We start from the raw sequence: 12,781 nt of genomic DNA, 5'->3' as shown, positions 1-12,781 counted from the left end.
GTGCGGTACAGGTGGGCAGGCCGTCGTCGCGACCGGGGCTGCGCGAACGGGCTGCCTGCACGTTCGCGTAGCGGCCGCAGGGCCGTGACTGCAGTACGGGCGCTGCGCGCCTGAAATTTCGGCATTCTTCGGCCAGGGGGCTGAACGTGACCCACCGCTCTCAGCGAAGATCCTCGAAGAACGCGGTGATGTCCGCGGCCAGCAGGTCCGGTTCCTCGTGGCCGGCGAAGTGGCCGCCGCGGGGCATCGGCGTGTAGCGACGCAGGTCGTAGGTGCGCTCCACCCAGCTCCGCGGCGGGTGCGACAGGTCGGCCGGGAAGGAGGCGAAGGCGGTCGGCACCTCGACGCGCTGCCAGAACGGGCGGTAGGCGAAGTAGGGGACGAACGATGTCGCGACGGTGTTGGTGAACCAGTAGATCGAGGCCTGCGTCAGCACGTCGTCGTCGGAGAACGCGTGCGCCGAGTCGCTCCACACGCGATATTTCTCGGCGATCCAGGCCAGCAGGCCGGCCGGCGAGTCGCTCAGGCCGTGGGCCAGCGTCAGCGGGCGCGTCTGCTGCTGGTGCTCGTAGGCGCCCTCGGCCGCGTGCCACCGGGCCACCTGCGCGACGTGCGCCCGCTCCTCGTCGGTGGCGGGGTCGACGGGCGGTGTCATGGCGGCGGTCAGGTGAAGGCCGATCATCGACTCCGGACGGAACGCGGCCAGGCGGCTGCTGACGCCGGCGCCCAGGTCTCCGCCGTGTGCCCCGAAACGCCGATAGCCCAGCAGGTCGCGCATCAGCGTGTGCCACAGCTCGTGCGTGGGCACGGCGGACGGGGCCGAGAAGCCGAAGCCGGGCAGTGACGGGATCACCACGTCGAACGACGTGGCGGCGTCGCCGCCGTAGCGGCTCGGGTGGGCGAGACGGTCGCCCAGCCGCACGAGCTCCAGGAACGTGCTCGGCCAGCCGTGGGTGAGCACGATCGGCACGGCGCGGGCGCCGCCCTCGCCGCGCAGGTGGACGAAGTGCAGCCGGGTGTCGTGCACCTCGACCGTGAACTGCGGCAACTCGTTGATCACGGCCTCGCGGGCCCGCCAGTCGAAGCCGTCGGCCCAGTAGCTCACCAGGCGCGCGACGGTCTCCGCCTCGGTGCCGGCGGACCATCCGGGAGCGGGGAAGGCGGCGGGGGCGCGCGTCTCGCGGAGTCGACGGCGGAGCGCGGCCAGGTCTGGGTCGCTGACGTGCAGCGTGAACGGTTCCAACACCACCGAAAGATAACACCGGTGTCGGCGTTTGCAACACCAGTGATGAACTATCCTGGTGTCGTGGACGATCTGCGGCTGGTCGAGGAGTTCCTGAACACGGTTGATGAACGCACGTTCCGCCGGCACGGCGAAACGCACGCGGGAGGGGAGAGCCTGGGCGGGCAGCAGGCGCTGGACGACTGGCTCGCCGACCACGGCCTGCCGCGGGGCACCGGCCTGGAGGAGGCGATCACGCTGCGCACGGCTCTCAGAAAAGTCTTGAGCGGCGAGGGTACGACCGAGAGCTTCCCGCTGCGGCTGCGCTTCACGCCGGGACGTGGCCTGGGGCTCACGGCCCAGGACCGGATCGTGGAGATCGTCGCGCACGCGGTCGCCACCGGGTCCTGGGCGCGCGTCAAGCTCTGCGCGGCCCAGGACTGCCGGTGGGCGTTCTACGACACGTCAAAGAGCGGCGGGGGGCGCTGGTGCGCCATGAACGTCTGCGGCAATCGCGCGAAGACCCGCGCGTACCGCCGGCGTCACACCGACGGTCAGCCGAGTCCGGCGGTCAGCACCCACATCATCGACGTGGCCGACTGACGGTCCGCGGTGGCGATGTAGAGGCCGCCGTCGCGTACCCGCAGGAAACGGTCCGGGTAGTTGTGCGACCGCAGCATGGTGGCGCCGCCGGCCTGCTGCATGCAGAACGTGGCATCCGCCTTGAACAGCGCGGAGCCGTCGTCCGAGGCCGCCTGGATCCGGTAGTCGGAGTGCCGCAGGTACCGGCCCTCGGACGTGCGGAACGAGACGCACCCGGCGTTCGCCAGACCGGCCACCACCTCGAACGACGCCTCCAGACGCGTGCCGGCGGCGCTGCTCGCGGAGATCCGTTCCACGGTCACGCCGCCGCCGCCGGCCCGCACGTACCGGCTCGAGTCCGAGGCCAGCCGCAGCGACTGCCGGACCACGGCCGGCACACCACCGCCGGGCGGGGACGCAGTGGCGGACGGGCTCGGCGAGGCCGACTTCGACGCGGACGGCGACGGGCTCGGCGAGGGCGACTTCGACGCGGACGGCGACGGGCTCGGCGAGGCGGACGGCGACGCCGAGGCCGCGCTGGACTCCACGACCGGCGGCACCGCGTACTGGTTCTGCGCACCGATCGGCGCGGCCGTACCCGTGGTGTCGTCGTCACCGCCGTTGATCGCGTTGTTGACCACGAGCGCGCCCGCGCTGAGCGCCACCACGGCCGCCGCGACGCCGGCCAGCGCCAGCACCGCCCTGGACCGCCCGCCGCGCTCCCGCTCCTCCGCCTCGACCGGCACCGGCAGGATCCCGGCGTCGTCGTCGTGGTCGGCCGGCGGCGGGATGTGCCGGGACGCGGTCTGCGACGGCACGAACTGGTCGCCCGGCAGGATCACGCCGGCCAGCACGCCGGTGTCCTTGCTCTCGTTGTCCACCGGCGTCCGCGCGGCGGCACCGGCCGTGACGGCGGGCGGCACGCGCGGGATGACCGCGGTGGACCCGTCCTCGGTCTTGGGCGGGACCGCGGACCGCTGGCGCGGCACCACGACGCCGCCCTTCGTCTTCGCGAGCTCCACCGTGTTCCCGGCGGCGGCCGCGGCGGCGCCACGCGCGGCCTGCGGCGGCACCTCGCGCGGGTGCGAGCCCTTGACCGCGGCGGCCGACGCGCCACCGGCGACGGCGGGCAGCATGGCGGTCGGCGAGTCCGTGACCGGGATCTTCCGGGGCGCGCCCTTCCACGACGGCGCGTCGTCCTCGGCCGGTTCCGGCGCCGAGTCCGGGACGCGCGTGGGCGCGCCCTTCCAGGCCGGGCCGGACGCCGCGGGCGTCGCGGTCCCGCCGATCGCGGCCTGCGCGGTCGTCGGCCCGTTGGCCGAAGAACCCCTGGAGACCTCGCCGGTACGGTCCGGGCGTGCCGCTCCCGCGCCCCGCACGACCGCGCCACCGGCGGCGGCCTGACCGGCGGCGGCAGGACGCGCGGTCCCGGCCGCACCGGGGGAAGCCTGCCCGGCGGCGGCACCGGCGGCACCGGAAGCCGGTCGCGCAGTCGCACCGAAGGGCGCCTGCCCCGCCGCACCGGCAGCCGGCCGGCCCGGCGTGCCCGTGCTCGTGTCCGCGGCCGCAGGGGCCGGGGAGCCCGGCGGCGTCGCGTGCCGTGCGGTCCCGGGCTGCCCGGTCCGCCACGGCTGACCGTCCGAACCCGCGCCGGACTGCGGCGCCGATGACCCTGCACGACGCGCGGATCCGGCCGGCAACTGCGCGGCGGCTCCGGCGGCAGGCTGATCCGCCGCTCCGGCACGACGCGCGGATCCGGCCGAGGTCTGTGGGGCCGCCCCGGCGTCCGCCACCGCCCGGGACGCGGACGTCCCCGGCGACGCCGTGTGACGCGCGGCCGGTCCCGGGCCCGCGGCGCTCCCCGCCCCGGCACCCTGCACCGACGCGGTCGGCCGGTGTGCCACCGCACCGGTCGCGTCGCGCGCGGACACGTCCTGCGACGCCGTGTGACGGGCCGCCTCGCCGCGCCGCGACCGCGTGGAGCCCGCGTCCGGCTTCCCGCCGTCGGCGCTCGCCGCCGCAGCTGCCGCGGCGGCGGCCATGGCGGAGATCTCTACCGTCGGCCCGGCGGAAACCGTCCCAGCATCACCCGTTCGAGTGGTCGGCCGGGCCGCAGGAGGCACTGCCACGCCACCGGCCGCGGTCGCCGCGGCCGCGGGCGTGCCGGGGGCGCCGCCCCAGCCGGCCGCGTACGCGCCGGGCCGCCCCGCCGCCGGACCGCTCGCGGCGGCCGAGGACGAGCGGACCGGCGTCGCCGCCGGCGTACCCCCGAGCAAGGGGTTGGTCTTTCCGGCGTCGGCCGGGATGATGCCGTCCGCGGTGAGCGCGGTGACCAGCGCGCCCGGGACCGGGACCAGCGGGTGGTCGGCGAGCAGCCGGACCAGCTCGGGCAGGTTTCCGGCGGCGGTGGCGCAGGTGGGGCAGTCGCCGACGTGCAGGCCGAGGCCGCGGCGCCAGGCGGGCGCGGGGAGCCGGTCCCAGCCGTCGGTGATCGCGGCGAGCTCGGGGCACGGCGGCTGGGCGCGGAGCGCGCCGACCAGGGCGCGGGCCTGTTCCCACTGCTCGCGGAGCACGGTGATGCGGCCGGTGAGGTCGTCGGCGGGCGTACGCAGCGCCTCCGCGACCTCGGCGCGGGTGAGCAGGCCGGCGGCCTCCAGCCACCAGAGCGCCAGGACCACGGAGTACTCGCCGTCGATCCAGCGGGTGGCCTCGTCGAGCTCGCGGCGTCGGCCGGTGAGCCCGTGCTGGACCACGCCGAGGCCGACGAAGTCGGTGGTCGGGTCCGGCGCGCCGCCGTCGAGCGCGGCCGAGACGCCGGTCCCGGCGGCCTGAATGCCCGCGACCTCACGGACGGTGAGCGCGAGCAGCCAGCCACGGAAGCGTTCCGGGTCGCGGAGCTGGGCCAGCTCACGGGCGGACCGGGCGAACGTGCGGCGGACCGCGTTCTCGATGTCCGCGTGAACGCGCAGCGCACGGCCCGCGACGTTGTAGACCAGGGGCAGCTGGAGCGCGTTCAGCTCCACAAGCGCTCGACGGTCGCCCACCCGGGCCGCAACAACGAGGTCGATACCCTCGGTCACTTGGCTTCCCACCGCTCTTTTAAGAATTGCTTAATTTCGCACAGCGCCCCAGACCGTACCGAACGAATCTTCTTCGGAAAAGACCGGGGAAGCCGTTGAAGCGCGGGGCGGTCATCGATTTCACACCATTGCCCGGCCACTGGGGACGGTCGATTCTGCCCCAGCGGCCCGGAGACGATCATCGGGGCCCGGCGTGTGTGATCTTCCAGGTCGGGCCCGCGTGCCCGACATTTCGGCCTATGACGGCATCGTCGGGCGTTTCCGCAGCTCAGGGCCGGATCTAAGATCAAAGACCACAGAGGGTACGCATTAGGAAGCGGAAAGCGCATACGGCGGCAACGACTCCCGCCGCGCCAACCACTCCCCCGGAATTCCGTCACGCCCCGTATAGGACGCCACAATGCCGCCGACGATCGCACCGGTCGTGTCCACGTCGCCGCCCGCTTCCGCACAGGCATAGATCGCGGCGGAGAAATCATGCAGATACGTCACCGCGGTCCACAGCGCGAACGGCACCGTGTCCTGCGCGAGCACCTGCGCGCCGTTCCCGAGCTCGTACGCCGCCTCCGCCACGCTCACACCGAGTAGCCGTCGCGCACGCTCGACGCCGGTCCGCACCTGGCTGTCGACGAGAAATCCGTGCACCGCGTCGAGCAGGTCCGCGGGCTCCGGCCGGTCACGCAGGGTCCGCGCCCAGCCCACCTCCGCGGCCGCGACCGCCACGGCCACCGCGCCCAGGATCGCCTCGGGATGCGCGTGCGTGATCTCGGCGGAGCGCAGCGCCTCCCGCGCCGCGGTCCGCGACTCCCCTGCGTGGAACGCGCCCAGCGGCGCCACCCGCATCGCCGCGCCGTTGCCCATCGACCCCTGCCCGCCGAACGAGGCCGGCGCCAGCGCCCGCCAGTCACCGCCCTCGCGCAGCGCCCGGAGCAGCACGACCGCGCCCCCGCCGTACCCTCGATAGGGTTCGAAATGCGCCCCGAACAGCGCGGCCAGCCGATCCTGATCCAGCGGTTGCGACTCCCGCAGCGCCGTCACGACGGAGCAGGCCATCTCGGTGTCGTCCGTCCACGGCCACTCGCCGTCCGGAAGAATGCCCGGGGTCGTTCCCGGTACGAAGAACTGCGCGCCCAGCGCGTCGCCGACGGAGAGCCCGTCAAGACTGTCCCGGCAGATATCGATCATCCCCATATGGACACCGATCCTGCCAGACCGTCACCCGTTCTGAAACTCCTCCGCGGGCTCCTCGGACCGCGGTGCGACCAGTGGCGGAGGCGGTGGTGGCGGGGTCGCCTCGGTGGGCCAGGCGGTCCAGACCGTGACGATCAGGCTGGCCAGGGTGAGGAACATCGAGGTGACGCTGGCGATCGGGTCCGCGTCCTCGAGGCCGACCGCGAACAGGAACGCGATGAAGACCAGCAGGCCGAGCGTGCCGAAGATGACGGCGAGGCTCCGCCCGCGCAGGAATCGCAGCCGGCGCACGCGCAGCACCGCGTCCACGCCGAACGTCACCGCGAAGATCACCGCCATCACCACCAGTGGGGTCAGGGCGGGCAGGTTGGCGAAGAAGTCGTCGATCATGGTGTCCTCGCTATTGCAGTCGCTGGAGCGCGTCCGCGAAGCCGGGCCCGAACGTCGCCGGCTCCGTCTCCCCGCGGAACAGGAAGGTGCGGAACCCGGTCAGCAGGTCCGGGCTGTCCTCGCTGTACGACGGCTTGACCGGTCGCGGCTTGGCCCGCTCGACGAGCCCGCGCAGGGACGCCAGGTACGGGAACGCCCGCCGCAACTCCTCGTCGTCGTAGACCGCGGTGCGGGCGGGCGCGAAGCCGAACGACGCGAGAACCCGCTGCGCCGGCTCGCCGGACAGGAAGTTCGCCAGCTCGGCGGCCGCGTCCCGGTGCGGGCCGCGCGCGACCACGGCCAGGCTCTGCCCGCCGAGCACGCCGGTAGGCAGGCCGGTCACCCGCACCTGATAGGCACCGTTCCGGGCGTGCCGTTGCTGCTCGGTCCGCCGGAACTGGTTCGGCCAGTTCCGCATGCGGGACGACAGCGTGCCCTCGTTGAACGCGCTCGTGCTGATCGTCTCGTCGCTCATGGCGGCCACGCCCCGGACCACGCCCGCGGTGATCGCCTCCCGGAGCGGGCCGAGCGCGGTCGCCCAGGTGTCCGTGCTCGTCGTGGGCGTCCCGTCAGGTCCCAGGACGTCCGGCACGACGGCCATGGCGTGCTCCAGGACATTGCACATGAACGCCTCGTCGGACGCATCGGCCTGGGTCGGCAGTTGTGCGATCCACGTCGGTTTCCGTTCCGCGAGCAGCCGGTCGAGCCCGAGCAGTTCCTGGTCGTTTCCGGCGGCCCCGGCCGGAATGCGATGGAACAGCACACCGCAGTCCGTATTCAACGGCAGCGCCCAGAAGTCGTCGCGCTCCTCGTACAGCCGGTTGATCGCGCTCACCGAATCGATGAAACCGGCCGGGCCGTGCGCCGCCACCGGCGTGATGAGTTCGTTCCGGCGGAACTCGGCGAGGTGGGCGACGTCCAGCGCGACCAGGTCGGCGGTGCCGAGCCGCGCGTGCTCCCGCAGGCCCTTCAGCTGGTCCTTCGCACTGCCCTTGACCTCGGTGATCGTGGCCTCGACGCCGGTGCTGCGCGCGTTCCACATCGTCACCAGCAGGTCGCGGGCACCGGACGGGTCCTCGCCGCAGGCGACCGTGAGCGGCACGGGCCGCCCGCGGCTTCCGAGCAGATTCCCGGCCCACGCGGAGCCGATTCCGGTAACGGCGACACCGGTCAGGAACGACCGTCTGGAGTATCGGTTCATGAATGCGACCCCCTCCGCCGATCTAACGGCGAAATGCGACGCTAACACGCCCGATACATGCGTAAACGCAGGAGACGACGAGCCCACCCGGACAGGGTCGTACGATTGGACATGCGATTCCGTGTCGCAATATGAATGCGAATGTCAGCCGGGGCGGACGCCCGTGAACGTATGAACGGCCGGGTCCCGGTGAGGAAGTACCGGGACCCGGCCGTTCTCCCCCTGCGGGGCAGGTTCCGGCGCGAGCGTGGGGGCTGGCCGCGATCGCGCCGGTGCGGGGGATTCGGGAAAGCTAGCGGACGACGACGCGCGGGCGGCGGGTCAGCGCGAAGCCGACCACGCCCGCGATCGCGGCCAGGACGCCGCCACCTGCGGTCCAGAACCAGCGGGCGGAGAACTTCGGCAGCGACGGCAGCCAGTCCCAGTTCCACTCCTCGTCCTCCGCGGACGAGGACGAGGAGGCCGCGCCGGACGGCCCGGCGGACGGCTGCGCGTTGACCGCACCTGCCTTGGTGACCGGGTTCAGCGGCGCGGCCAGCTCACCGTCGTCCGCGGACGTGCCCTCGTTCGTGGCGCCGACCAGCAGCGACACCTTCGCGGGCTGGCCGAGGTCCTCCTCCGGCATCTCCGTGATGGAGAGGCGCACGTAGTACGTGCCGGGCAGCGGGTCGCCGGACCACGGCTCGGCCCAGGAGCGCACGCGGCGCAGCGTGCACCGCAGCTCCACCGAGGCGTCCGCGGTCTTCGCGACCGGGCTCTGCACACCGTCCACACACGCCTGGCGGCGGCGCAGGCCGTCGAAGACCTCGACGGTCCAGGCCTGGTCGCCGGTACGGCTCGCGGCCGGCGGCAACGTGACCGTGGCCGCGATGTCGTGCACCTGACCGGCGGTGGCCGCGAACGACCAGTAGAGGTACTCACCGGTGGCCGCGTCGACCTCGACCGGCTGCCCGGCGTCGATCACGGCCGCGTTGTTGAAGTTCGTGCCCGCCTTGGTGACGGTCTGCGCGCCCGGGGACGGCGTGACCTCGGTGTCCGTGGTGGGCGTGGGTGCGGCGTACGCGGGAGCGGCGAGCCCCAGCACGACCGCGGCACCGCCCAGAACAGTCAGGACCCGCATATCAGTTCTCCCTCCAGGTGGCGACCCACCAGCGGGTCAGCCAGCCGGCGAGCAGGCCGGCGACGAGGCCGGACACGGCGAGCACGAGCAGGAGCAGGAAGCCGCGGCCGAGGCCGGGCGCGTCCGGGGCGGGCGAGGCGTCGACGACGTCGATGCTCAGCTCGATCGGCATGCCGGGCGCGTTCGCGGCGGTGGCCGCGCCGGCGCCGGCCGCGAACGAGTTGCTGACCGCGAGGCAGACGACGCGTTCCGCGTCGGTCTTCTCCTCGGCCTCGGCGTAGGCCCCCGAGTACCGCAGGCCGGTGGAGAGCACGTCCGTGCGCCCGCTGCCCGCGTCCGTGCCGCGGACCAGCTCGCGCCCGTCCGTGGAGATCGCGCGCAGCAGCACGCCGTAGTCGCGCTGCAGCGGCCGGTCCAGCGCCACGCTCACGGAGGCGCGCAGCTCCTGGTCCTCGGCCACCACGACACGGTAGAAGCGGTGCTCCTCGAACTTCTCCCGGTCGGTGTAGATGCCGGCGGTGAGCGTCGGTGCGCCCTCGCAGACGTCCGTGCCGGTGACCGCGACCGGCGGTGCGGCGGCCGGCACGTCGACGGCGCGCTCGACCAGCTGGGTGATGCGGTCGGTCAGCTCGTTCGGCGTCTGCGCGGCCGTGTAGGTGCCGCCGGTGGCGGTGGCGATGCAGACCAGCTGCTGGCGGACCTTCTCGTCCGGCGCGAGGCCGAGCGTGTCCACGACCAGGTTGGTGCCCTGCGCGGCGAGTTCGCGCGCGACCTCGCACGGGTCGGGCGGCGCGCAGGTGTCCTCGCCGTCGGTGATCAGGATGACGTGCCGGCTGGAGCCGCCGGTGCCGAGATCCTGCGCCGCGCCGCGCAGCGCAAGGCCGACCGGGGTGAAGCCGGTGGGCTGGAGCGACGCGATCGCGTTCTTGGCCGCGACCTTGTTGACCGTGCCGACCGGGATGAGCTGCTGAGAGTCCTTGCAGCCGACCGCCTTGTCGTCGCCGCCGTAGGTGGCGCCGAGCACGCGGATGCCGAGCTGGGTGGTCTCCGGGACCGCGTCGACGACGGTGTTGAACGCGTCCTTCGCGACGGAGATGCGGGTCTTGCCGTCGATGTCGGCGGCTTTCATCGAGCCGCTGACGTCGAGGACCAGCTCGACCTTGGCCGGTTCGGCGGGCGGGGCGTTCTCGGTCTCGTCGGCGAGCGCGGCGGATGGTGCGACCGCGACGGCGCCAAGGAGGCCCAGAACGGCCACTATGGACACTCTTCTGTGGATCACCGGCGCGATGATAGTGATCACGCTTCGATCACATCGACGCACCCAGCAGACATTCAACACCGTCGAGGGGGTACGCCGGAATCCTCCCTGTTCACGGCCGTGTCCACGACCGGATCGGCGGTCGTGGATCGGCTCCTATGTGGTCACGCTCCGTAAAAGATGCTCACCCGGCCGACCCGGACCGGCACGGCGCGCGCGTCGTCCGCCGCCGTCGCGGTCTCCTCCGGCGTCGCCAGCCCGATCGGCCGGAACGACACGGTCACGCCCTGGTCCGACCACTCCCCGCGCCCGCGCAGCTCGCCCACCCAGTCGGTGATGTCGAACGTGCGCCGGAACCCGTGGTGCGCGGCCGGGCCGGTGTGCGTGATGCCGAAGAACGAGACGTTGCCGAGGTAGCGCGGGACCGCGCCGGGCGCGCCGAGCGGGCGGGCGAACACCTCGTACACCGCCTCCGGATTCGCGTCCGCCTCGATGTCCTCCAGGTTGAGCTGCACGCGGGCCGCCTCGGTCGCGCTGCGCGCGTCGATCGGCACCTCCACGGCCGCGGCCCGCCCGGACAGGCTCACCGGCCGGAACGAGGCGCCGACGAACTCGGGCTCGTCGACCTGCACCGAGGCCAGGCGCACCGAGGGCAGCGGGGCCGCGGCGACGCCGTCCTGGTAGACGTACTCCAGGTCCCGGTCGGTGTCGAGCATCGCGCCGGTGGTGATGGTGACGCGGTTGCCGGACGGGTCGCGGAACGTCCAGGACTGGTCGCGCCAGGCCGCGTCCGCCGGGTTGGCCCGCCCGCCGCCCTGGCGCAGCCACACGGTCCAGAGGCGGTCGATGTTCGCGTGGTGCAGCCAGAAGATCGGGTCGAGCGCGGCCTGGTTCGGGTCGCCCATCAGGCCGCCGATCAGCGAGTGGATGTCGTTGTGCGGCGTGAACTCCAGCTCGCCGTAGGCGTTGAAGAAGTGCTGCGGGCTGGTCCGCCCGCCGCCGAACCCGGGCGCGAACGCGGTGGCCCGCAACGCGTTCGCGCTGCTGGTGGCGGACGCGGGCAGCCGTCCGCCCGCGTTGATCCCGGCCGCGCGCTGCGCCGTGAACAGTGGGTTCGGCGTGCCGTCCGGCAGCGTGCGCTCGCGGAACGCCGGTGGCAGCGCGGCCCGCGCCTGGGTGCCGTAGTCCCAGTACGGCAGCGCCCAGTCGGCCGGCCCGCCCTGCCGGATCACCTCGGCGCGCACGATGCGCTCGAAGTGCCACAGGTAGCCGCGGTGCCAGGGCAGGAAGTGCCAGCTGCCGTGCTGGCACAGGTTCCAGTCCGCACCGGACGGGGTGGCGCCGGTCCGGCCGTGCACCGCGGCCTGGTAGGCCCAGCTGGTCGGGTCCGAGATCGGGCGGGACTGCATGGCCCGGACCGCGCGCGCGTAGTGCAGCAGCGTCGGGTCCCAGGTGTCCAGGTCCCAGGCGTCGCGGCGGATCCGGACCGTGCGGAACGTGCCGTCGCCCGCGTTCGGCGCGGTCCACACGCCGTCCTCGCCGAAGCCGATCAGGTCCGCACGGCCGTCGCCGGTCAGGTCCGCCGCGAAGCGGGGATGCCGGTCCGTGCGCCAGTCCCCGGCCCGGTACCCGAGGCCGGTGAGCGTGAGCGCGGGCGCGCCGAACGTACCGTCGCCGTTGCTTCTGGAGATCAGGACGCCCGTGTTGCCGAAGCCGACGATGTCCGCGCGGCCGTCGCCGGTGACGTCCGCGAGCAGGCGCGGATGCCGGTCGAGCTGCCATCCGCCGGCGCCGATCGCGAAGTTGTCGATCACGCGCCGGGCCGGGCCGAACCCGCCCCCGCCGTCGTTGAGCGCGACCCACACGCCGTCCTCGCCGAACCCGACGATGTCCGGCCGCCCGTCACCGGTGATATCAGCCAAAATCCGGATATGACGGGTGGTGCGCCAGCCGCCCGCGGCGAAGCCGAACGCGGGCAGCACCAGCTTCGGCGGGGAGAAGGTGCCGTCACCGTTGCCCTGCGCGACCACCACACCGTCGTCACCGAACCCGACCAGGGAAGCCCGTCCGTCGCCGGTCAGATCCACCACGAACCGCGGGTGCCGCTCGACCAGCCAGCCGCCCGCGTCCACGGACAGGTCGGCCAGCACCGATCGTGGCGTGGCGAACGTGCCGTCGCCGTTGCCGAGCGCGGTGAGCACGCCGTCGTCGCCGAAGCCGATCAGGTCCGCACGGCCGTCGCCGGTCAGGTCCGCCGCGAACCGGGGGTTGCGCTCCACCCGCCAGCCGCCGGCCGTGTAGCCCAGGTCCGGCACGACCAGGCGCGACGGCGCGAACCTGCCGTCGCCGGCGTTCAGCGCGGTCCGCACGCCGTCCTCGCCGAAGCCGATCAGGTCGGGCCGGCCGTCGCCGGTCAGGTCCGCGAACAGGCGCGGGTGCCGGTCGACGCGCCAGCCCGCGGTGTAGCCGAACTCGCCCAGCGCCAGGATCGGCGCCGCGAAGCCACCGCCGCCGGTGGCGAGCGCGGTGTGCAGGCCCGCGTCGCCGAATCCGGCGAGGTCCGCGCGCCCGTCACCGGTCAGATCGGTCACGAACCGGGGGTGCCGGTCCGCCCGCCAGCCCCCACCCGCGTGAAACCCCGTCAGCACCCGTTGCATGTCGCCCGTCCCCCTTGAAAGCCCGATCCCAGCTTCGTCCC

The 12,781-nt window shown here is 73.5% G+C and carries 9 protein-coding genes; 1 reads left to right on the top strand and 8 read right to left on the bottom strand.

From position 1 onward, the window contains the following. Positions 1–160: 160 nt before the first annotated feature. Positions 161–1,246: an epoxide hydrolase family protein gene (locus tag OP04_RS01780; RefSeq protein ID WP_232323427.1), complete on the bottom strand. Its 1,086-nt coding sequence runs from the start codon at positions 1,244–1,246 to the stop codon at positions 161–163. A 60-nt stretch (positions 1,247–1,306) separates the two neighbouring features. Here OP04_RS01780 and OP04_RS01775 point away from each other — a divergent pair, with 60 nt between their 5' ends. Then, positions 1,307–1,825, top strand: a complete 519-nt coding sequence (locus tag OP04_RS01775; protein WP_232323426.1) for a CGNR zinc finger domain-containing protein — start codon at positions 1,307–1,309, stop codon at positions 1,823–1,825. Here the strand turns inward: OP04_RS01775 and OP04_RS49010 are convergent. From OP04_RS49010 to OP04_RS49005, 7 genes are all read right to left on the bottom strand, one after another. Then, positions 1,777–4,884 carry an AbfB domain-containing protein gene (locus OP04_RS49010; protein WP_157239111.1) on the bottom strand — a complete coding sequence of 1,036 codons (3,108 nt, stop codon included), beginning with the start codon at positions 4,882–4,884 and terminating at the stop codon, positions 1,777–1,779. The two genes, OP04_RS01775 and OP04_RS49010, sit on opposite strands and share 49 nt — an antisense overlap. A gap of 309 nt (positions 4,885–5,193) precedes the next feature. Then, positions 5,194–6,069, bottom strand: a complete 876-nt coding sequence (locus OP04_RS01765; RefSeq protein WP_232323425.1) for an ADP-ribosylglycohydrolase family protein — start codon at positions 6,067–6,069, stop codon at positions 5,194–5,196. Between the two features lie 30 nt (positions 6,070–6,099). Continuing rightward, a complete protein-coding gene (locus OP04_RS01760) occupies positions 6,100–6,465 on the bottom strand; it encodes a hypothetical protein (protein ID WP_033337609.1) in 366 nt (121 codons plus the stop codon). A 10-nt stretch (positions 6,466–6,475) separates the two neighbouring features. Continuing rightward, positions 6,476–7,705 carry an extracellular solute-binding protein gene (locus OP04_RS01755; RefSeq protein ID WP_033337608.1) on the bottom strand — a complete coding sequence of 410 codons (1,230 nt, stop codon included), beginning with the start codon at positions 7,703–7,705 and terminating at the stop codon, positions 6,476–6,478. Between the two features lie 292 nt (positions 7,706–7,997). Then, positions 7,998–8,825, bottom strand: coding sequence for a hypothetical protein (locus OP04_RS01750; RefSeq protein ID WP_033337607.1), 828 nt, complete (start codon positions 8,823–8,825; stop codon positions 7,998–8,000). 1 nt (position 8,826) lies between these two features. After that, entirely contained in the window at positions 8,827–10,104 is a 1,278-nt protein-coding gene (locus OP04_RS01745) for a VWA domain-containing protein (protein WP_033338012.1), read from the bottom strand. Between the two features lie 143 nt (positions 10,105–10,247). Next, complete coding sequence (locus OP04_RS49005; RefSeq protein ID WP_198153651.1) at positions 10,248–12,674, bottom strand: tyrosinase family protein; 2,427 nt, start codon at positions 12,672–12,674, stop codon at positions 10,248–10,250. Between the last annotated feature and the right edge of the window lie 107 nt (positions 12,675–12,781).

The organism is Catenuloplanes japonicus, from assembly GCF_000717135.1.
GTDB classification, from domain to species: Bacteria; Actinomycetota; Actinomycetes; order Mycobacteriales; family Micromonosporaceae; genus Catenuloplanes; species Catenuloplanes japonicus.
This window is presented reverse-complemented; position numbering and strand designations above follow the sequence as displayed.

What these genes read in the sequence shown, in the direction of transcription:
- OP04_RS01765 (WP_232323425.1), bottom strand. Translation starts at nt 6,069, where the DNA reads ATGATCGATATCTGCCGGGACAGTCTTGACGGGCTCTCCGTCGGCGAC.
- OP04_RS01760 (WP_033337609.1), bottom strand. Translation starts at nt 6,465, where the DNA reads ATGATCGACGACTTCTTCGCCAACCTGCCCGCCCTGACCCCACTGGTG.
- OP04_RS01755 (WP_033337608.1), bottom strand. Translation starts at nt 7,705, where the DNA reads ATGAACCGATACTCCAGACGGTCGTTCCTGACCGGTGTCGCCGTTACC.
- OP04_RS01750 (WP_033337607.1), bottom strand. Translation starts at nt 8,825, where the DNA reads ATGCGGGTCCTGACTGTTCTGGGCGGTGCCGCGGTCGTGCTGGGGCTC.